This window comes from Nocardia sp. CNY236 (assembly GCF_000482385.1).
In the GTDB taxonomy this organism is placed as follows: Bacteria; Actinomycetota; Actinomycetes; order Mycobacteriales; family Mycobacteriaceae; genus Nocardia.
The window spans coordinates 111,408-131,537 of the sequence record NZ_KI519393.1 but is presented as its reverse complement, the minus strand read 5'-3'; the positions used below and the strand labels follow the sequence as shown (position 1 = coordinate 131,537).

The 20,130-nt window shown below is 65.2% G+C and carries 22 protein-coding genes; 9 read left to right on the top strand and 13 right to left on the bottom strand.

What is annotated here, in order from left to right; all coding sequences use genetic code 11:
- Positions 1–100: 100 nt before the first annotated feature.
- The 3 genes from K940_RS0122180 to yhjD are packed head-to-tail and all read left to right on the top strand — an operon-like array spanning position 101 to position 3,142.
- Positions 101–1,030, top strand: coding sequence for an oxygenase MpaB family protein (locus tag K940_RS0122180; protein ID WP_028479258.1), 930 nt, complete (start codon positions 101–103; stop codon positions 1,028–1,030).
- A 22-nt stretch (positions 1,031–1,052) separates the two neighbouring features.
- Positions 1,053–2,084 carry a tryptophan--tRNA ligase gene (trpS, locus tag K940_RS0122175; protein WP_028479257.1) on the top strand — a complete coding sequence of 344 codons (1,032 nt, stop codon included), beginning with the start codon at positions 1,053–1,055 and terminating at the stop codon, positions 2,082–2,084.
- A gap of 17 nt (positions 2,085–2,101) precedes the next feature.
- Positions 2,102–3,142 (top strand): inner membrane protein YhjD, encoded by a 1,041-nt coding sequence (yhjD, locus tag K940_RS0122170; RefSeq protein WP_231390478.1) that lies wholly within the window; start codon positions 2,102–2,104, stop codon positions 3,140–3,142.
- A 45-nt stretch (positions 3,143–3,187) separates the two neighbouring features.
- Here yhjD and K940_RS0122165 read toward each other — a convergent pair whose 3' ends face one another.
- The gene (locus K940_RS0122165; RefSeq protein ID WP_036529853.1) at positions 3,188–4,474 is read right to left on the bottom strand and encodes a D-alanyl-D-alanine carboxypeptidase family protein; all 1,287 of its coding nucleotides are present in this window, start codon (positions 4,472–4,474) and stop codon (positions 3,188–3,190) included.
- A 72-nt stretch (positions 4,475–4,546) separates the two neighbouring features.
- Between K940_RS0122165 and K940_RS0122160 the strand changes: the two genes are divergently transcribed.
- A complete protein-coding gene (locus tag K940_RS0122160) occupies positions 4,547–5,158 on the top strand; it encodes a TetR/AcrR family transcriptional regulator (protein ID WP_028479254.1) in 612 nt (203 codons plus the stop codon).
- 15 nt (positions 5,159–5,173) lie between these two features.
- On the opposite strand, the gene K940_RS0122155 is transcribed toward K940_RS0122160, so the two are convergent.
- On the bottom strand, positions 5,174–6,073 hold the full coding sequence (locus K940_RS0122155; RefSeq protein WP_028479253.1) for a phenylalanine 4-monooxygenase: 900 nt from the start codon (positions 6,071–6,073) through the stop codon (positions 5,174–5,176).
- A 152-nt stretch (positions 6,074–6,225) separates the two neighbouring features.
- Between K940_RS0122155 and K940_RS0122150 the strand changes: the two genes are divergently transcribed.
- Positions 6,226–6,429, top strand: a complete 204-nt coding sequence (locus tag K940_RS0122150; RefSeq protein ID WP_028479252.1) for a type II toxin-antitoxin system VapB family antitoxin — start codon at positions 6,226–6,228, stop codon at positions 6,427–6,429.
- Between the two features lie 114 nt (positions 6,430–6,543).
- Here the strand turns inward: K940_RS0122150 and K940_RS0122145 are convergent, their stop codons facing one another.
- The 4 genes from K940_RS0122145 to sdhC all read right to left on the bottom strand — a co-directional run bounded on the left by K940_RS0122145 (position 6,544) and on the right by sdhC (position 9,980).
- On the bottom strand, positions 6,544–7,317 hold the full coding sequence (locus tag K940_RS0122145; protein WP_028479251.1) for a succinate dehydrogenase iron-sulfur subunit: 774 nt from the start codon (positions 7,315–7,317) through the stop codon (positions 6,544–6,546).
- Positions 7,317–9,083 (bottom strand): succinate dehydrogenase flavoprotein subunit, encoded by a 1,767-nt coding sequence (gene sdhA, locus K940_RS0122140; protein WP_028479250.1) that lies wholly within the window; start codon positions 9,081–9,083, stop codon positions 7,317–7,319. Before sdhA ends, K940_RS0122145 begins: the two co-directional genes overlap by 1 nt.
- A 64-nt stretch (positions 9,084–9,147) precedes the next feature.
- Positions 9,148–9,579, bottom strand: a complete 432-nt coding sequence (locus K940_RS0122135; RefSeq protein WP_036529850.1) for a succinate dehydrogenase hydrophobic membrane anchor subunit — start codon at positions 9,577–9,579, stop codon at positions 9,148–9,150.
- Between the two features lie 2 nt (positions 9,580–9,581).
- Positions 9,582–9,980, bottom strand: a complete 399-nt coding sequence (gene sdhC, locus K940_RS29920; protein ID WP_051407450.1) for a succinate dehydrogenase, cytochrome b556 subunit — start codon at positions 9,978–9,980, stop codon at positions 9,582–9,584.
- Positions 9,981–10,551: 571 nt separating this feature from the next.
- Here sdhC and K940_RS0122120 point away from each other — a divergent pair.
- From K940_RS0122120 to K940_RS0122110, 3 genes are all read left to right on the top strand, one after another.
- Positions 10,552–10,977, top strand: coding sequence for a cytidine deaminase (locus K940_RS0122120; RefSeq protein ID WP_036529848.1), 426 nt, complete (start codon positions 10,552–10,554; stop codon positions 10,975–10,977).
- Between the two features lie 24 nt (positions 10,978–11,001).
- Positions 11,002–12,306: a thymidine phosphorylase gene (locus K940_RS0122115; protein WP_028479248.1), complete on the top strand. Its 1,305-nt coding sequence runs from the start codon at positions 11,002–11,004 to the stop codon at positions 12,304–12,306.
- 116 nt (positions 12,307–12,422) lie between these two features.
- Positions 12,423–13,520: an adenosine deaminase gene (locus K940_RS0122110; protein WP_028479247.1), complete on the top strand. Its 1,098-nt coding sequence runs from the start codon at positions 12,423–12,425 to the stop codon at positions 13,518–13,520.
- Between the two features lie 32 nt (positions 13,521–13,552).
- Here K940_RS0122110 and K940_RS0122105 read toward each other — a convergent pair whose 3' ends face one another.
- From K940_RS0122105 to K940_RS0122085, 5 genes are read right to left on the bottom strand one after another with little or no spacing between them, the layout of a single operon-like run.
- Positions 13,553–14,794 carry a hypothetical protein gene (locus tag K940_RS0122105; protein WP_028479246.1) on the bottom strand — a complete coding sequence of 414 codons (1,242 nt, stop codon included), beginning with the start codon at positions 14,792–14,794 and terminating at the stop codon, positions 13,553–13,555.
- Between the two features lie 33 nt (positions 14,795–14,827).
- Positions 14,828–15,169, bottom strand: a complete 342-nt coding sequence (locus tag K940_RS0122100; RefSeq protein WP_028479245.1) for a hypothetical protein — start codon at positions 15,167–15,169, stop codon at positions 14,828–14,830.
- Positions 15,166–15,516 (bottom strand): hypothetical protein, encoded by a 351-nt coding sequence (locus K940_RS0122095; RefSeq protein ID WP_028479244.1) that lies wholly within the window; start codon positions 15,514–15,516, stop codon positions 15,166–15,168. The genes K940_RS0122100 and K940_RS0122095 overlap by 4 nt, the downstream gene beginning before the upstream one ends.
- The gene (locus K940_RS0122090) at positions 15,513–16,640 is read right to left on the bottom strand and encodes a C40 family peptidase (RefSeq protein ID WP_028479243.1); all 1,128 of its coding nucleotides are present in this window, start codon (positions 16,638–16,640) and stop codon (positions 15,513–15,515) included. Before K940_RS0122090 ends, K940_RS0122095 begins: the two co-directional genes overlap by 4 nt.
- A 4-nt stretch (positions 16,641–16,644) precedes the next feature.
- Complete coding sequence (locus K940_RS0122085; RefSeq protein WP_231390477.1) at positions 16,645–16,956, bottom strand: hypothetical protein; 312 nt, start codon at positions 16,954–16,956, stop codon at positions 16,645–16,647.
- A gap of 149 nt (positions 16,957–17,105) precedes the next feature.
- On the opposite strand from K940_RS0122085, the gene upp reads away from it, so the two are divergent.
- Positions 17,106–17,729: a uracil phosphoribosyltransferase gene (gene upp, locus K940_RS0122080; protein WP_028479241.1), complete on the top strand. Its 624-nt coding sequence runs from the start codon at positions 17,106–17,108 to the stop codon at positions 17,727–17,729.
- Positions 17,730–17,764: 35 nt separating this feature from the next.
- Here the strand turns inward: upp and K940_RS0122075 are convergent, their stop codons facing one another.
- Positions 17,765–19,261, bottom strand: coding sequence for a phospho-sugar mutase (locus K940_RS0122075; RefSeq protein ID WP_028479240.1), 1,497 nt, complete (start codon positions 19,259–19,261; stop codon positions 17,765–17,767).
- Positions 19,262–20,041, bottom strand: coding sequence for a purine-nucleoside phosphorylase (locus tag K940_RS0122070; RefSeq protein WP_028479239.1), 780 nt, complete (start codon positions 20,039–20,041; stop codon positions 19,262–19,264).
- Positions 20,042–20,130: the final 89 nt, after the last annotated feature.

The following is a 20,130-nucleotide window of genomic DNA, read 5'->3' as shown; positions in this document are numbered from 1 at the left end:
TATCGGTGACCGCCTCGGGACCACGAGCTGCGGACCGGCCACCGAAAACGTCGTATCCTGGGGTCATCTCGTTGCCAGAGCTCTCGATGAGGAGGCGGCAATGTCGGAGCCCGGGTATTTCGGTGACCATTCGATGGTGCGGCGGGTGATGCGCACTCGTGCGGTGGGACTCACCTACGGTCTGCGCGCGTTGGTGGTCGGTGCGGTGCACCCCTTGTTGTATGTCGGCACCGCCGAGAACACCGGATATCGGACGATGCCCTATACCAGGCTGGCGCTGACCGGCCGGCTGTTCGAGGCGGTGTTCCTCGGCAGCAAGGCCGAGGCCGATCGGGCACTGGCATTCACTCGCAAGAAGCACGTCCTGGTGCGTGGTGTGCTGCCGGAGGACGCGGGAGTTCACTACCCGGCGGGCACGAGGTACTCCGCGTTCGACTCCCGTTTGATGTTCATGACGATGGCCTTCACCTTCGATTCGGCGGAGGTGATGTACGACGTTCTCGTGCGCACCATGACCGACGGCGAGCGTGAAGGTCTCTATCAGGACTACGTGCGCTGGGGCGAACTGTTCGGGATGTCCGTGGACGCAGCGCCCGCCAGCTACCGAGAGTTCCGTGCGTTCTTCGACGAGTATCTCGCGTCCGAGCAATTGTTCCTCACCGATGAGGCGCGAATGGTCGGCTCCTACTTGTCCGGACAGCGCCGTGCCCATCCGCTCGGCATCCCGGTGCAGCAACTCACCGCAGCGTTCTATCTTCTGGTGCAGGGAAGTTTGCCGCCTCGTATTCGCCGAATGTACCGAATGAACTGGGGTCTGGCCGAGGAGGTCGGCTACCGAACGCTGTCGCAGGCGGTCCGCGCGACGCACGCAGCGACCCCGGTGGCGCCGGTGCTACGTAGCGCTCTGAGCGGTCGTAGCGCGCCGGCCTATGCAGCGCTCGCCGATCGTGAGCGGGCGCTGGTCGGCAGCGGGCGATCGAGCATGCCCGGGATCGATCCGCGCAACTGGGTGCAGCGGAATTCGGCGTGACACGCATGCAAAGATCGGTGGTATGTCCAGTCCTGCGCCCATGCCGGCCGCCGAACGCAAACAGCGGGTTCTGTCCGGGATCCAGCCGACCAGTTCCTCGTTTCATCTCGGGAACTACCTCGGTGCGCTGCAGTACTGGGTGACCATGCAGGATGACTACGACGCGATGTATTTCATCCCAAATCTTCATGCGATCACCGTGCCGCAGGATCCGAAGGAGTTGAAGGCGCGGACCTCGTCGGCTGCCGCACAATTGCTTGCGCTGGGTATCGACCCGACGAAGTCCACTTTGTTCGTGCAGAGCCAGGTGCCCGAGCATGCGGAACTGGCTTGGGTGCTCAGCAGTATCACTGGTTTCGGCGAAGCCGGGCGGATGACTCAGTTCAAGGACAAGTCGGTCAAGCAGGGCACCGAGAATGCGACTGTCGGTTTGTTCACCTACCCGGTGCTGATGGCTGCGGATATTCTGCTCTATCGTGCCCACCAGGTCCCAGTTGGTGAGGATCAGCGTCAGCACCTGGAACTGACCCGAAACCTCGCGCAGCGTTTCAATACCCGTTACAAGAAGACCTTCGTGGTGCCCGAGGCGCATATCGTGCGGGGCACAGCGAAGATCTACGACTTGCAGGATCCGACGGCGAAGATGAGCAAGTCGGCTTCCACGGATGCAGGTCTGATCAACCTGTTGGACGATCCGAAAGTCACTGTGAAGAAGGTGAAGTCGGCAGTCACCGACACCGAACGTGAGATCCGATACGACGTCGAACACAAGCCTGGCGTCAGCAATCTGTTGGTGATCCTCAGTTCCCTGACTTCTACGCCGATCGTCACCCTGGAGAAGGATTTCGAAGGCAAGGGGTACGGCGATCTGAAAACAGAGGTGGCCGAAGCATTGGTGGAGTTCGTGACGCCATTGCGGGTGAAAGTGCAGCAGTACTTGTCGGATCGAGCCGAACTCGACCGCATCCTCGCCGCCGGATCCGAGCGGGCGCGCGCGATTGCCGGCAACACCCTCGCACAGGTATACGACCGGGTCGGCCTGCTGGGGCGTTGAGCGCATCCCGCGGGTCGGTGTCCGAAAGGGCGAACGGCGCAGTGTTCGACTCCATCGTGACCGGAGTCGAACAACGAATCCGGGCGCGTCCGTGGCTGGATCATCTGGTCCGCGCCGCAGCGCGGTATCGGCGGCAACGGGGCGACTACTACGCCGCCGGTATCACGTATTTCACGGTGCTGTCAGTGTTTCCACTGCTGATGGTCGCCTTCGCGGTCGCCGGTGTATTCCTGTCCAGCAATCCGGATCTGCTGCTGACACTCCAGGACAAGATCGTCGAGATCTCTCCTGGATCATTCGGTGAACAGGTCACCGACCTGGTCGACCGGGCGGTTGCTTCACGGGGCACAGTTGGCGTGCTGGGTCTGCTCGTCGGTCTGTATACCGGTCTGGGCTGGATGAGCAACCTGCGGGCTGCGCTCACCGAGCAGTGGGAGCAGAAGACGCCGGCTCGCCCGTTGTGGAGAACCAAGCTGTCGGATCTGGGCGCACTGATCGGACTCGGTCTCGCGTTCGTTGTCTCGCTGGGGCTGTCGGCGCTCGCGTCCAGCGCTCTGGGGCCGCAGGTGCTCGCCGGTCTGGACCTCGTGCACCTCCCCGGCGCCGAATTGCTGCTCACCGCGGGGTCGATCCTGCTCGGCCTCGTTGCCTCATGGGCCGTGTTCGCCTGGATCATTGCTCGGCTTCCCCGCGAGCCGGTGACTCTGGCCAGTGCTGCCAAGGCGGGCGCGCTGGCCGCGCCGGTGTTCGAAGTATTCAAGATCGTCGCGTCGATCTATCTGCAATGGGTGTCGAGCAGCCCGGCGGGTGTTGCATTCGGTTCCATCATCGGGTTCATGGTGTTCACCTACACCACCTATCGCATCACCCTGTTTGCCACGGCATGGGCGGCCACCGCCGTCGAAAACGAACCGGACACCGAGCTGCCTGCACCGGCACCCGCGGTGATCGCGCCGCGAGTCGGCGTCCACGACGCTTCGTGGGGCGTGGGTGCGGTTCTTTTCGGCCTGGGTGCTCTCGTGGCGCTGGGACTTTCGCGATTGCGTCGGCTTCGGTGACCAGCGGTGAACCGACGATGACCGATCGTGCGGCGGTTGGTTGTCTCAGCGCTTTCGGCCGAACCTACTGGCGCCCGCCAGTAGGGCGACGACCACGAGGCCGCCGCCGAAGATCAGCAACGTTCTGGTATCGGCGTAACGATCATGCGCGTTCGATACATCGGTGGGAGCGGTTCTCAGCGAGGTCGGCCGCGCCGTGGTGACCACGGCCTCGGGCTGTGCAAGGCCGTCACCGGGCAGTGTGCCGATGACGGCCTCGTGCGGCAGGGCGAAACCGTAGTCGAGCAGGCGGGCCGCCTGTTCCCATGGGCGCACCGGCTGTGCTTCGGCATGCAACAGTGTGACGACGAGCCGATGGCCGCCACGCTCGGCGGCGGCAACGAACGTATGGCGCGCATCGTCGGTGAAGCCGGTCTTGCCGCCGAGGGCGCCGTCATAGGTATAGAGCAGGCGGTTGTCGTTACCGATCGCGAAGCCGGGACGGTCGCTGTCACCGGGAGTCGTCGGGTCGGCGGGGTAGCCGGGAAAATCGATTTCCTCGGTGCGGATCACCTCGGCGAACAGCGGGATTGTCATGGCCTCGCGGAACAGCACGGCCAGATCGTAGGCGGAGGTGCTCATCCCGGGGCCGTCCAGGCCGGAAGGGCTGGCCGCACGCGTGTCCGAGGCGTGCAACGTTTGCGCCAGCGTATTCATCCGCGCAATGGTTGCTGCCTCACCTCCGAGTTGGGTGGCGATGGCGTGTGCCGCATCGTTGCCCGAGGTCATGATCAGCGCCTGCACCAGTTGCCGGTTCGTGTAGAGACCGCCCGGACCGATCCCCACCTTGCTGCCTTCGACGTTCGCGTCGTCCTGGGTGCCGACGACCACCTGGTCCATGTCCAGGCTTCGGAGCGCGAGTATGGCCAGCAGCACCTTGATGGTGCTGGCCGGCCGGTAGCGTCCGTGCGCGTCCTTGGCTGCGAGCACCGCGCCGGTATCCAGATCCGCCAGCAGCCACGCCGTCGCCGAGAGGCCCTGCGGTGCGGGTGGCGCGGCTTTCGGTAGCGCTACACCACATTCACCGAGTAGCCCGCCGCCGATCGGAGGGTTCGGGACCGACAGCGGAGCGGGACTCGGCTGTCCTGGCGCGGGTACCTCCGAGGCGTCGATCGGCGGCGGCGGCTGTGTCCGGTGCGGGCAGTCGTCGGTGTTCGGCGCGGTAGCCGGTGTCGTCTCACTCGGCGCACCGAGCGCTGGCACGGTCGTCACCCCGAATGCGACGACCAGGACACTGCCAACGACGAGCGAGACACGGCCCACGCAGAGTATGGCGCGGCGGACGCATTCCATGCTCTCCACCGCAGTGAGCCTAGTCGGCGCTCACGAACGCCTCGCACGCGCCGGCTGCGGCAGAATCGATACATGTCGGTGGAGCTACCTGCGGATGGCGCCGCACAGAAGGTGTACCAGCAGCGACAGGAACCGAATCGCCGGAGGATTCGTCAGCAGGCCTACCGGTTGTTTCGGGAGCAAGGGTACAACGAGACGACGATCGAGCAGATCGCCGCGGCCTCGGGGGTCTCGCCGAGTGTGGTCTTGCGCTACTTCGCCACCAAGGAGCAGCTCGTGCTCGCCACCGATCTCGATTCTTTGATGACGGCGGCGCTCGGTCGCCAGCCGCGCGACGCTCCGGCGAAAGTCGCCTTCCGTGACGCGGCGATCGAGGTCTTCCGGTATTTGCCCGCGGCCGAGGTGGGTTTCGAGCAGGAGCGGCGGGCATTGCTCAACCATGTGCCCGAACTGCGATCGGCCATCGGTGTGGAACTGCTACGCAACATCGACGTGGCCGCAGAGTTGCTGGCCGACCGGTCCGGTAGGTCCGCCGATGATTTCGAGGTCCGAGTATCGGCTGGCGCGATCGCCGGCGCCGTTTTGGCCATCTGGACGATGACGCCGATGAATGTCGACAACATCACCCGTATCTTCGATCTTCTGGACGCGGGTTTGCCGCTCGGGTCGGATCGCCGGTCATGACGGCGTCGTCGTGTTCTATCGCGTTCGGATGCCGCTCGAGCGCAGCAGCCGCTCGGGCGTGTCGTCGTCCATGTCGGTGAAGAAGCCCCCGATCACGTCCTCGATCTCGGCGATCGAATCTGCGCAGTAGAGGATGGGTTGGTAGCGCGTGATGTCGTACTGGGCGCTGCCCATCGCGGCGATGTGCAACGGGCGCAGTTGGGCACTGCGAAACTCACCGAGCTCACCGTAGGACGACAACAAGCCCGCTCCATAACACCGGATGTCCCCCTGTTCGCGCACCACGCCGAACTCCATCGAGAACCAGAAGACATCGGCCAGGAACTTCAGCGCGCGGTCGGTGCTCAGTCTGTCCACCGCGGCGCCCACTGCGGTGTAGACGGCGGCGAATCGCGGGCTGGCGAGCTGGTTGGCGTGCCCGATGATTTCGTGGATGGCATCCGGCTCCGGGGTGTACAGCGGCGCGGAGTGGTGGCGGATGTATTGCGTCGAATGAAAGACGCCTCGGCCGAAGGAGCCGAAGAACTGCCGTAGCGGTACCAGACCCGCGGCTGGGGCGTAGCGGAACCCGGTGAGTGGCTCGAGTGCCGTGGACACCTCGTCCAATTGTGGGATGTGGTCGGTCGGCAACGCCAGCGCCTCGGCGGCCGCGAGCACCTCTGCGCAGGCGTGCGTGCGGTGTTCGCGGGCCAATTCGGCGGAGACGGTCCGCCATACCTCATGCTCGGCATCCGTATAGTCGACCCGGGGCAGTGGCTCGTCCGGTGTGTGGTGCAGTGCCAGCGCGGCGATGGCGTTGCGCCGGTCTCGATAGTGCCGGTCGCGCACCCCGGGATGCTCGTCGCTCAGGTGTACGGTGACATCGCCGTCGCTGGTGTGGGTCACCGGCGAATACAGCTGGGCCTCGGTGAACATATGTGAATGCAAGCATCGTTCGGTCGCGGCGGACAACCGCGCTAGGTCCAGCTGCGCACATTGTCTAGTTGGACCGCTTTCGTCGAGTTCTCGATTTGCCGGACATGAGCGGGCTTCGTGACGCAAGATGGCGAATGTACGAAGGAGGGCGCATGACATCCGTGCGGATCGATCTCGACCACGATTTGCTTGCCGCAGCCGCGGCCATCATGGGTACGTCGACGAACGACACCACCATCAACGAGGCTTTGCGTCGAATCGTCGTGCACGAACGCCAACTACACCATTTGGCGAACCGTGCCGCAGATGTCTTGTTCGATATCCCCGCCTCTGCGGCTGCTTTCGCCGAGCGATAGCACGCACCGGTGAACAGGCGTGCTCCTGTTCACCGGTGCGTGGTGAGGGCCGCCGACATCGTGGCGGGCGGCCTCGTCGAGGGGCGGCCTCGAGGTGTTGGTGCGGCACGCCGCTCAGCGGGTGAAAAGCAGTGCTCGCTTGACTTCTTGGATGGCCTTGGTGACTTCGATTCCACGGGGGCAGGCGTCGGTGCAGTTGAAGGTCGTGCGACAGCGCCAGACACCCTCGGCGTCGTTGAGGATGTCGAGGCGTTCGCGGGCGGCCTCGTCGCGACTGTCGAAGATGAAGCGATGGGCATTCACGATCGCCGCCGGACCGAAATAGCTGCCGTCGCTCCAGTACACCGGGCACGAGGTGGTGCAGCACGCGCACAGGATGCACTTGGTGGTGTCGTCGAATCGAGCACGATCGGCTTGGCTCTGGATGCGTTCGCGGGTGGGCTCGTTGCCCGAGGTGATCAGGTAGGGCTTGACGGCGCGGAATGCGTCGAAGAACGGCTCCATGTCCACCACGAGATCCTTTTCCACGGGCAGGCCGCGGATCGGTTCGACGCTGACGGTCAGTGGTTTGCCATCCTTGGGCAGCATGTCCTTCATCAGTACCTTGCAGGCCAACCGGTTGACACCGTTGATGCGCATGGCGTCGGAGCCGCAGACGCCATGCGCGCAGGACCGACGGAAGGTGAGCGTGCCGTCGAGATAGGACTTGATATAGATCAAGACGTTCAGGAAACGGTCGGTCGGTAGAACCGGGACCTGAAAGGACTCCCAGTGCGCGCCCTTGTCGTCCTCCGGGTTGAAGCGGGCCACCTTGACAGTGATCATCACCGCGCCCTCGGGGATCGGAGCGGGGGTCTGCGCGGAAGGTGCTTCGGCAACTGCGGTCATCAGTACTTGCGCTCCATCGGCTCGTATCGGGTCTGCACCACGGGCTTGAAGTCCAGGCGGATCTCGGAGAGGAGTTCGGCAGGAGCATCCGCTTCGATGTGCTTGTAGGCCATGGTGTGGCGCATGAAGTTCACGTCATCGCGTTCGGGGTAGTCCTCGCGAGCATGACCGCCGCGCGATTCCTTGCGGTTGAGCGCGCCGACCACGGTGACTTCGGCCAGTTCGAGAAGGAAGCCGAGTTCGACGGCCTCCAACAGGTCGCTGTTGTAGCGTTTGCCCTTGTCCTGCACGGCGATTCGTGTGTAGCGCTCCTTGAGTGCGTGGATGTCGGTGAGCGCCTGTTTCAGGGTGTCTTCGGTACGGAATACCGAGGCATTGTTGTCCATCGAGCGCTGTAGCTCGGTGCGCAGGTCGGCGACTCGTTCGTCGCCGTGGTCGTTCAGCAGCTGGGTCAGCCACGTCTGCACCATGCGCGCCGGGTCTTCCGGCATCTCGACGAATTCGCTGCGCTGGGCGTATTCGGCGGCGGCGATCCCTGCGCGTCGCCCGAACACGTTGATGTCCAGCAACGAGTTGGTGCCCAGACGGTTGGCGCCGTGCACCGACACGCAGGCACACTCGCCGGCGGCGTACAAGCCCGGGACGACATCGGTGTTGTTGCGTAGCACCTCGCCGCGGATGCGAGTCGGGATGCCGCCCATCACGTAGTGGCAGGTCGGGAACACCGGCACGAGTTCCTTCACCGGGTCCACGCCGAGGTAGGTACGGGAGAATTCGGTGATGTCGGGCAGCTTCTCTTCGAGCACGTCCTCGCCGAGGTGAGTCACGTCGATGTAGACGTAATCCTTGTTCGGCCCCGCTCCGCGGCCTTCCAGTACCTCCAGCACCATCGAGCGCGCGACGATGTCGCGCGGGGCGAGGTCTTTGATGGTGGGGGCGTAGCGCTCCATGAAGCGCTCACCGTCGGCATTGCGCAAGATGCCGCCCTCGCCGCGGACCGCCTCGGAGATCAGAATGCCCAGTCCGGCCAGACCTGTCGGGTGGAACTGGTGGAATTCCATGTCTTCCAGCGGAAGGCCTTTGCGGAACACGATCGCCATACCGTCGCCGGTCAAGGTGTGCGCGTTCGAGGTGGTCTTGTACATCCGACCCGAACCGCCGGTCGCGAACACGATCGACTTGGCGTGGAAGACGTGCAGCTCGCCGGTGGCCAGTTCGTAGGCGACCACGCCGGTCGCGACCGGGCCGCGGTCGGTGTCGGTGAGCACCAGGTCCAACACGTAGAACTCGTTGAAGAATTCGACGTCGTGCTTGACGCAGTTCTGATACAGCGTCTGCAGGATCATGTGACCGGTACGGTCGGCTGCGTAACACGCGCGGCGCACCGGGGCTTTGCCGTGGTCGCGGGTGTGGCCACCGAAACGACGCTGGTCGATTTTGCCTTCGGGGGTGCGGTTGAACGGCAACCCCATCTTCTCCAGGTCGAGTACCGCGTCGATGGCTTCCTTGGCCATGATCTCCGCGGCGTCTTGGTCGACGAGATAGTCACCGCCTTTGACGGTGTCGAACGTGTGCCACTCCCAGTTGTCCTCTTCGACGTTCGCCAGCGCGGCGCACATGCCGCCCTGGGCGGCGCCGGTGTGACTGCGGGTGGGGTACAGCTTGGTCAGCACGGCCGTCCGGGCACGGGGGCCGGCCTCGATCGCGGCGCGCATACCTGCGCCGCCCGCGCCGACGATCACGACGTCGTAGCGGTGCTCCTGGATGGGGCGAGGTTCACCGGTCCCGGTGGTTGGTTCGCTGCGCTCACTCATGCGAGGGGGCCTGTTCCTAACTGATGTTGGGGTCGAAAGTGAAGATGACGTAGGTGCCCACGCTCATGATCAGGATCATCGAAACGGCCAACAGCGTGTTGAGCCAGAACCGGGTCGAGTCCTTGCGGGAGTAGTCCGCGATCACGGTGCGCAGACCGTTGCCGCCGTGCAGTTGCGCGAGCCACAGCATGGCCAGGTCCCAGACCTGCCAGAAAGGGCTGGACCAGCGGCCGGCGACGAAGGCGAAGTTGAGCCGCTTCACGCCGCCATCGATCAGCAGCATGATCGCCATGTGGCCGATCACCAGGACGATCAACAGCAGGCCGGAAAACCGCATGAACAGCCAGGCGTATTTCTCGAAGTTGTTGCTCGAACGCGCGCGGGGAGAGCGGGGCAGATCCAGGCTGGCAGGGCGGTCGTAGGACTTGCCGAGAACAGGTGCGCTCATGGTCAGTGCTCCGTGAACAGGTAGAAGAATTGGCGCCCGATGGAGGGAACGGCCAGCAGCAAGAAGGCTCCGAGGACGACCCAGAGCATCACACGCTGATACTTCGGGCCCTTGGACCAGAAGTCCACCAGGATCACGCGCACACCGTTGAGGGCGTGGAACAACACGGCCACGACCAAGCCCATCTCCATCAATCCGACGATGGGGGTTTTGTAGGCCTCGATCGATTGGTCGTAGACATCGGGACTCACCCGCACCAATGCGGTGTCCAGTACGTGGACGAAGAGGAAGAAGAAGATGGTGACACCGGTGATCCGGTGCAGTGCCCACGACCACATTCCGGGGTCGCCTCGGTACAGCGTCTTTCGCTTCGGCTGAGCCGGAGCTTCAATCGTGGTCATAGAGTGCGGTGCCTCCAACGTCGTTGATGGACCCGGTCCCAGGTCCGACGCCGGCTGCATGGGGGCTGAATGCCCAGGTGGCTGCACTCTTGCCCGTCGCAGGGAACCTGAACCGATCTGTTCAGGACTCTAATCCCCTCGCAATCGCGGAACTAATTCAGTGTGCCGTGCATTACGCGACAACGACTGGAGTTAGGTTTACCTTTCCCGAACTCTGTGAGCTTTCGTCGCACGCGTCGGACAGTGTGGTTCGGGTGGGCCGCAAAGGCGACCCTTCGTCGAGTAGCAACTGAAATATGCTGCTCAACAAGGTATTTCGATTGATTTACATTCTCTATATATCCGCTGGGCAGTTTCGGCTCGGTGTCGCGACTCACGGTGTCGACGGGTGAATTGTGATCCGTTGCAATGTGGAGAATGTCTCATTCGCCAATAGTCAAGTTACCAGCCGGTAATAGCAGCAAAGGCGGATTGTCTCCTCGCGGCACGGCCGCCGTCGATGGGGCCGGTGGACGCCTAGACTCGCGAGGAACAGCGAGGGTTGTCCAAACCTGTGGAAGGGGAGGCCGTCATGGACATCGATTGGGGGGCGCTTCGTGCCGAGGCCCGCGCAGTCATGCGCAACGCCTACGCGCCCTACTCCCGGTTTCCGGTCGGTGCCGCGGGCCTCACGGGCGATCGGGTGGTGGTCGGGTGCAATGTGGAGAATGTCTCTTACGGCTTGGGTCTGTGCGCCGAATGCGTCCTGGTCGGCAACGTCGTCGCCGGCGGTGGCGGGCGACTGGTGGCCGTGTCGGTGGTCGATTCTCGCGGTGCAATCCTGCTGCCGTGTGGTCGGTGTCGGCAAGTGCTCTACGAGCACGGTGGAGGGAACCTCTTGGTCGATCGCCCAGGTGGAGCGGCACCCTTGCGTCGGCTTCTCCCCGAGGCCTTCGGCCCCGACGACCTGTGTGCTGGACAAAAGCCCGACTCCGCACGCAACCGGACACCGCGGTGAGCTCCGCTGGGCATACTGTCGACTGTGACGGCATGCGACGCGGTTTCGATCATCAGGACCAAACGTGACGGTGGGGAACTGTCCGAGGCGCAGATCGACTGGGTGATCGGCGGATTCACTCGGGGCTCGGTAGCCGACGAGCAGATGTCTGCGCTGGCCATGGCGATCGTATGGCGTGGAATGACGCGGCGAGAAACGGCGCGGTGGACTGCCGCCATGATTTCATCCGGGCAAAAGATGGACCTGACCGATCTGCCCCGACCGACCGTGGACAAGCATTCGACCGGCGGGGTGGGCGACAAGATCACCCTGCCATTGGCGCCGCTGGTCGCCGCCTGCGGTGCGGCGGTACCACAGGTATCCGGGCGTGGGCTCGGATACACCGGCGGAACCTTGGACAAGTTGGAGGCTGTTGCGGGCTGGCGCGCAGAGCTGTCGCCCGCGCGCATGCGCGCCATCTTGTCCGATCCCGATATCGGTGCCCTGGTCTGCGCGGCCAGCGCCGATCTCGCGCCCGCGGATCGTCGGCTGTATGCCCTGCGGGACGTCACCGGCACGGTCGAATCGATCCCGCTGATCGCCAGTTCGATCATGAGCAAGAAGATCGCCGAAGGCACGGCGGCGCTACTGCTCGATGTCAAGGTCGGTGCCGGCGCCTTCATGAAGACACTCGACGAGGCGCAGGAATTGGCCACCACGATGGTGGAACTCGGTGTCGACGCGGGCGTCCGGACAGTAGCGCTGCTCACCGCGATGGACACCCCGCTGGGCTGCACCGCGGGCAACGCGCTGGAAGTCGCGGAAGCTACGGAAGTACTCGCGGGCGGCGGACCGTCCGACGTCGTGGAACTGACCCTTGCCCTGGCCCGTGAGATGGTGGCGCTGGCCGGGCTCGAGGTCGACCCCGCCGATGCGCTGGCGGATGGTCGGGCGATGGATCGTTGGCGCGCGATGGTTCGCGCCCAGGGTGGCGACCCGGACGCGCCGCTACCGGTCGCGACACATCGCGAGACGATTCGGGCCTCCGCGGACGGTGTGCTGAGCAGGCTGGATGCCATGGGCGTAGGGGTCGCCGCCTGGCGCCTGGGCGCCGGCCGTGCGCGCCAAGGCGACCCGGTGCAGTTCGGCGCGGGCGTGGTGATGCATGCCAAGCCAGGGGATCGCCTGCGTAGCGGGCAAGTGCTGTTCACCATGCATACCGATACGCCAGGGGCCTTCGTGGCTGCGGCTGCGGCGCTGCGCGATGCTGTTACCGTGACGGCTGTGCCGCCGGCAGCCTCCCCGGTCGCTTCTCGGCCGCGTCCGATTCTCGGTCGCATCGCCCCCTGATCCGCTGTGATCACCCGGGCGTCTCGCCCGGGGTGGCACGCATCCGGCCGACAACGAGATGGCCGCCACGCGGGGAGTCGGCTGCCGATTCGGCGTTCTGCGGTTACCTTCGATACATGACTGGACCGATGCCTCTGACTCTCGCCTCGATCCGCCAGGCGCCGAAAGCCCTACTACACGATCACCTCGATGGTGGTCTGCGGCCCGCGACGGTGCTCGAGCTCGCCGCCCACTGCGGCTACGCCGACCTACCCGCCGCCGACGAAGCGTCATTGGCGGAATGGTTTCGAGAGGCGGCCAATAGTGGGTCCCTGGAAAGGTATCTGGAGACGTTCGTCCATACCGTCGCCGTCATGCAGACTCCGGAGGGCCTGCATCGGGTGGCGCGCGAATGCGTGGAAGATCTCGCTGCCGACGGGGTCGTGTACGCGGAAGTGCGTTTCGCTCCCGAGCAACATTTGGAGCAGGGGCTCACTCTCGACGAGGTGGTCGAACACACTCTCGCCGGTTTCCGCGCAGGTACGGCGATCGCCGCCGAGCAGGGCATCACGATCGCGGTGACCTGCTTGCTCACCGCCATGCGGCATGCGGCGCGCTCTCGCGAGATCGCCGAATTGGCGGTGCGCTTCCGGGATCGTGGCGTTGGCGGCTTCGACATCGCCGGCGCCGAGGCCGGTTTTCCGCCGAGCCGGCATCTGGATGCGTTCGAATACATGCGGGCCAACAGTGCGCACTTCACCATCCACGCAGGAGAAGCCTTCGGCCTGCCATCCATTCACGAGGCGCTGGCGTTCTGTGGCTGTGACCGGCTCGGCCACGGCGTGCGGATCACCGACGACATCAGCGCGCCCGGCGCGATCGAGGACGCTCGACTCGGGTTGGTCGCCAGCTACGTGCGCGACATGCGTATTCCGCTGGAATTGTGCCCATCGTCGAATGTGCAGACCGGCACCGTGCCGTCGCTGGACAAGCATCCGTTCGATCTGCTGGCTCGGCTGCGCTTCCGGGTGACGGTCAACACCGACAACCGGCTGATGGGCGACACCGATATGAGCAGGGAGATGCACAAACTGGTCGAGACGTTCGGCTATGGCTGGAGCGATCTGGAACGGTTCACCATCAATGCCATGAAATCGGCGTTCATCCCGTTCCCCGAGCGGCTGCGAATCATCGATGACGTGATCAAGCCCGGATACGCGGTACTGATCGGATAGCGGTTCGCACTGGTGGCAGCGCCGCGATCCGCCTACTGCCTGTGTAGGCGGGACTCCAGATCGCCTTCCAGCTCGCGCCAGGCCTGTGCTTCGGCGGTGAACGGCGGATTCGGCGCCAGCCGTGTCGGGTCCGGATTCAGTAGATAGGAGACGTACCACCCCAGCGGGGTGGACTGCGCCAGCGCTTGCTCGACGGCATCGTTGTCGGTGTAGTCTGCCGCGTCGGTGAGCAACTCGACAGCCAAGTCGAGTTGCTCGATGTCGACCGATTCCGGGCCCTGCGCCAAGTCCTCGGCCAGGCCGGGCAGAACATAGACGTTCTCGTCGGTGACCTCGACCTGCAGTGAGCCGTCCGTCGCTGCGGTCCGCACGTCGGCGAACGTGCTCACTCGAGCCAGGTCGTGCGCATGCTCGTCGGCGAGGTAGCGGGCCAATGCACGCTCGGAGGAGAACACGCTGATCGAGCCATTGGCGCCCAGGAAGATGGGATCGTCACCCAGATAACAGCGCAGGGTGAAGTAGGTGCCCTCGGAGGTGACGATTTTGACCGGGTCGATACCGACCTCGTGCCAGAACGATTCGTCGTCGTCTTCTTCTTCGTCGAGGTCGACGGGTTCGAACTCCTCGTCGCTGTCACTGTCGGCGGCATCGTCGGCGTCGACGACGTTCTCCTCCGCAGCCAGCAATTCGGCCTCGGCAACTGCGACGGCGTCGGCGTCCACATCTGGTGTCTGCACGACGGAGTCGATCGAATCCAACACATCGTCCCAGCCTCTGGCGATAGCCGAGCCGATCTGCCCCCACAGATCATGCCCATCGCGACCGGCGAACGCGTTCACCCCGCCCGGTAGTGCGCCGAGCACCGGATGGGAGCCGAAGAATTTGGTCACCGACTCCAGCTCGCAGACCTCGCCGATATTGCGCACCATGCCGAGGGTGTCCTCCAGCTCGGCGATGCTGTCCACGTTCGGCTCGCCCGCGGCCAGCTCGGGTACCGCGACCAAGTCGAACGTTCGATCCTCCTGCGGCTCGAGTTCGGCAGCCGACAAACCTGCGACTACTTTCCACGCTGGATGGTCGATCAGGTCGTTGTCGGAGCTGGTACGAATGAATGCAGCCAACTCTGCGACGGACTCGAAACCGTAGAGAACGTCCTCGTGTCCGAGGAATGCCTCCCACTCATCATCACCGTCTCGCCAGCGCGGCGCCCACAGCGTGACGAGGTCGCCGTTGGTCAGGCCGAGTTCGATCGGGACGATGTCTCCAGAAGCCATGTCCGGTAGCCTATCGACCTTCCCCTTCGGCCACTATCCGGCCTGTCCCGTCGTCCGGTCCGCGGGCGAGGTTGTCGGAGGGACGAACGACTCGTTCAGTGTCGCAACAACCTTGGAGCGTTGTTCGCTGGCATCCAGGGCGGCTTGCCCGCACGCCCAGACCATCAACTGTCCCGCCTCGGTCGGTGACAGCGATGTGACCGACTCTGCCAGGGTCAAGCCGATGACCGCGCCGTCGCTGTTCACCTCGACGCTCACCATGCCGTCCTCGGTAGCGAATCGACCGCGTACCTGCTTCATTCCGTACAGTGCAGCTTCCAGCGCCTCCAGTTTATGGGTCGCGGACTCGACCAGATCATCCATCTCCGCGCTCATACCGGCCTCATCCAACTCGTCGGTCCAGTGTCTTCGTCATCGATTCGGTCGAGTTCATCGACCGCTTGTCGGCGGGTGGGCAGGCCGAGCCGGTCGAGAATGTCCGACGGCATGCCTGCCTCGGCGAGCAGCTCACGCCGACGCGCCTGCGCTGCGACCGTAGAACGTCGAGTGAGTCGTAGAATTTCGTTGGCCAACGACGTTGCGCCATAACGATATTCGCTGCGCTCGAACGTGATCTGCACCGGCATGCCTTGATCGGTCGCTCGCACCGTGATGGTACCCGACCGGTTGCTACTGCTCGCCACGGTGACGTTGGGAATTGGGGAACCGTCGGGCTGGGTCATGACGTCGGCCTGTAGAAGCCATGGAAATTCATACCTGAGTTCTCCGTTCGGATCGAACTGATCTGGACCGGGTCGCCGGCCTCGACGAGTTGTCCATTGCCGATGACCATGGCCACATGCCCGTCCCAGATCGCGAGGTCACCGGGCATCAGGTCACCAGGGGACACCGCTGCGGCGCCATTGCCCTGCTCGGCGGCGAGTCGGGGCAGATCGACACCGGCCTCGCCGTAGGCGTACTTGGTCAGGCCGCTGCAGTCCAGGCCCGAACCAGGGCTGTTTCCGCCCCAGACATAGGGGGTGCCGAGGGCGCCCATGGCCGAACGAACGGCGGTCGCGGCCTGCTCGTTCGGCGCCTCCACCACGCTGCCGTCGGGCAATGTGATCTTGACGCCGGTGCCATCGGTAGGTGCCCCCGATGAACCGGTTTCCGGTCGTGGCGGTGGCGCTGCGTTCCCGCCGCCACCACCGACGCCGCCACCACCGACGACGTATTCGGCTTGTGGCGGGGCAGAAGGCGCGGCCATCGAAGTGCTCATCATTTGGCCGATGCCGCTGAGCGCGCTGGAGGCGGCAGAGGCCACTTGCATGCCCGGACCGGGTCCGCCGGCGGCCGGAGGAGTCGGCGGCGGGGGAATCAGATCGCTCATCGACGCAGTACACGTTCGCAACTCGTTTTGGACTCGGCCGACCACGGCCAGTGCCTGGCCGAGATGGTCGATGGCCGTGTCGACCAGCATGGCCAACCCGGGCGGGGTGGTCAGGGCCGGTCCCATGCTCGCCGCGGCGGTCATGAACGATTGCACGATCCGGGTCAGCTCACGTTGACCGGTCTCGATCTCGGCCGCTGCCCGGCTCACCACCGCGGCCATCTCGTTTCCCCGGTCGGATATGGTGGCTGCGGATGTCTGCACTCGTAGTGCCGTGGCAGTAGCGGCATCTGCAGCGCGGCCGTCCCACGCGGCATTCATCGCGTTGATGCTGTCGCGCCCCGCCTGGTGGATCTGGTCCACCGCGGCCGACGTGCCACGCAGGGCATCCGTAGGTCCTCCCACGGGAAGCGCACCGGTGCCGAAGCCGGCGAGCAGGTCCAGGATCGGTTTGGCCAGCGCATTGACGTCGATCACGGGATCACTCCAGTTCGGTGGTCGCGTTCTGCAATATGCTCGCGTTGGCGGCATCGGTCTCGGCGAGCGTGGCCGCCGAGACCTGCGCTGCGCCACCCACGCTGGTCAGTACCGCCGACAGCTGGCCGATTGCGGCGAGGTGGCCGGCATGCGCCGCGGAATATGCCGTCATGAAGTCTGCGCCCACGAGACCCATGACCGGCCCCAGCGCCGCTGGTGTCGCCGTGGCCGCGCTGGCCCCCGCCTGCGCCATGTCGCTCGCCATTGCGCGAGCAGCTTCCCCGTACGCGGCGATACCCTCGGTATCCGCCGACATTTTTGGCATTCGAGCTTCCCCCGTCCGTTGTTCTCAGGAAGCCTACGTCATCCACGCGACTTGCCGCACGCCAACCGGGTTCGGTTCCGCCGCTTCACGAAAAGTCCGATGGCCGCGGCGCCGCATCCACGAGAGCCTATCGTTTCCCTATGCGTATCCACACCGTGGACCATCCACTCGTTGCCGCACTGTCGACCACGTTGCGGGACGAACGCACGCCGAATCCGGTGTTTCGCGCAGCGCTGCGTGATCTGACCGGAATCCTGATCTACGAAGCGCTTCGCGAGGCGCCGGTCGAGCGCTTCGAGATCCTCACGCCGATCGCAGCGACCGAGGGCGTGCGATTGGCGAAACCGCCGCTGTTGGTTCCCGTGCTGCGGGCTGGACTCGGCATGCTGGATGCCGCCGCAGAGTTGATTCCGGATGCCCGAATCGGATTCGTCGGCCTCGCCCGCGACGAAGACACCCACCTACCGGTGCCCTATTTGGAATCGTTACCCGCTGACCTGGCCGGAATACCGGTCTTCGTGCTCGATCCGATGCTGGCCACAGGGGGATCGATGCGGCACACGCTGGAGTTGCTCGTGGCCCGCGGAGCCACCGACGCCACGGCGGTATGCGTTACTGCAGCACCGGAAGGTATTGCTGTGCTGCACAACTCGAAGCTTCCGGTCCGTTTGGTCACCGCAGCGGTCGACTCGGGGCTGAACGAGAACGCCTTCATCGTTCCTGGTCTCGGCGATGCGGGCGATCGGCAGTTCGGTCCGCGCTGATCGGCAGTCGGGTCCGTGCCATCGGATCGGCATCGTCAAAGCGTTCGGCAGAAGTCGCGCAACGCCGCAAGGCGCACCTGCGCAGCGGTGCGTGCCGCCGGTAGCTCGGCAGGTGAACCGACCGGTTCGACGACCTCCAGGTAGCACTTGAGTTTCGGTTCGGTGCCCGAGGGGCGCACGACCAGGCGCGCGGAGCCGCCGTCGAAAATCAGTGCATCGGTGCGCATGCGACCGCGCGCGCAGAGTTGGTCGGTGAATGTCATCGCTGTGCCGGCGATCTCGACCGGAGGGCTCGCCCGCATCCGCTCGACGACCTCCGCAGCGGCAGTGGCCGAGTCCATCCGCAACGAGACCTGGTCGCCGGCATGGAGGCCGAATTCGACTGCACAACAGTCGAGTTCGTCCTGCAGTGTGCGTCCGTTCGCCTTCAGTCGGGCCACCAGGTCGGCGACGAGCACCGCGGTGGAGATGCCGTCCTTGTCGCGGACCGCAGTGGGATCCACGCAATGGCCGATGGCCTCTTCGTAGGCGTAGACCAGGTCGTCGCCGGTGCGGGTCAGCCACTTGAACCCGGTCAGCGTTTCCGTATAGCGACTGCCACGCGCGGCAGCCACCTTCGACAGCAGTCGTGAGGATACGATCGTCGTTGCCACCCGTGAGCCAGCCGGGGCCGTGCGTAGCACGTCGTCGGCGAGTAGTACGCCGGTCTCGTCTCCTCGTAGCATCGTCCAGCTGCCGTCCGGTCTGGGGATACCCACCGCGCAGCGGTCGGCGTCGGGGTCGAGCGCGATCGCCACATCGGCGCCGACCCGGGCAGCCAATGCGAGGACGAGCTCGGTCGCGCCGGCTTCCTCCGGGTTGGGGAACGCGACCGTGGGGAAGTCCGGGTCGGGCTCGAATTGCTCGTCGACTACCTCTACATCGTGCAAGCCTGCAGCAGCGAGCGCCGCGACCGCGAGGTCCCCACCGACTCCGTGCAGGGCGGTGAGTGCGATCCGAATGTCTGCCCGCGCGCCCGGACCACCGATCAGGGCCGGTAGTTCGGCGACGCGGTTCATGTACCGCTGTACTACCTCGGTGCTCGCGGGGGCGACCGGTGCACGGTCGACCGGTGCGGTGATGGCCGCGACGCATTGCTCGATCTCGGTATCGGCCGGGGCGATCAGCTGTGCTCCGCCATCGAGGTAGAGCTTGTAGCCGTTGTCGGTTGCCGGATTGTGCGACGCGGTGATCTGTACGCCCGCGACGGCGCCCGCGTCGCGTACCGCGAACGCGACCACAGGCGTAGGGACCGGAAACGGCAGCAGTGTCACCGCGAAGCCGGCGGCGGCGAAGACCTCCGCGGCCGCGGCGGCGAACTCCGCGGACCCGTGCCTCGCGTCGGCGCCGACGATTACGGCGCCGCCACCGAGACAGCGCCCTCGTAGCCACTCGACGATCCCAGCGGTCACCGTGGTGACCGTGGTGAGATTGATGTCGTCCGGGCCGTCACCCAGCCGACCACGAAGACCCGCAGTGCCGAAACGCAGCATCTACACCCGTTCCAGGACGCCGCGCAGCAGTTTGCCCAGCCGTGGCGCCGCGGCACGCCCTTCGGTGAGCACCTCGGCATGCGACAGGCTCGCGCCGGTGACACCCGCCGCCAGGTTGGTGACCAGGGAGATGCCCAGCAGCCGTGCACCGAGCGCCCGGCACGCGATGGCCTCGAGCACCGTGGACATCCCGACCAGGTCGGCGCCGACCGTGCGCAACATTCGGATCTCGGCCGGCGTCTCGTACTGCGGGCCGACGAGGCCGGCATAGACCCCCTCGGCCAGCGTCGGGTCGAGTTCACGTGCCAGTGCCCGAAGTCCGGGATCCCATGCGTCGACCAGGTCGACGAAGGTCGCCGAGGTGAGTGGGCTGCGGCCGGTGAGATTGAGGTGGTCACCGATCAGGACCGGTTCACCGACCCGGAAGTCGGGCCGGATACCGCCGGCGGCATTGGTCAACACCACGGTCTGTGCACCCGCTGCGACAGCCGACCGCACCGGGTGCACCACGGTGGCGGGTGAGTGGCCTTCGTAGAGGTGCTGGCGACCGACCAGCAGCAGGACCGAGGTGGTTCCGACCGCTACCGAGTGGACCACGCCGGCGTGGCCTTCCGCCCTCGGCGTCTCGAATCCGGGCAGCTCCGACATCGGCACCGATGCGTGCGGTGTCCCGATCTCGGCGGCCGCGCGTTGCCACCCCGATCCCAACACCACTGCGACCTGGTGGCGCGATACTCCCGTGCGGTCAGCGATCGCCTCGGCGGCCTGTTCGGCAAGCATGGACGTCACGATAGTCGCGAATCCGGCGCGGCACCCGTCCATCGGTCCCGGCGTGCCCATAGTGACTTTCGCCCGATTCGAGGGCTTCT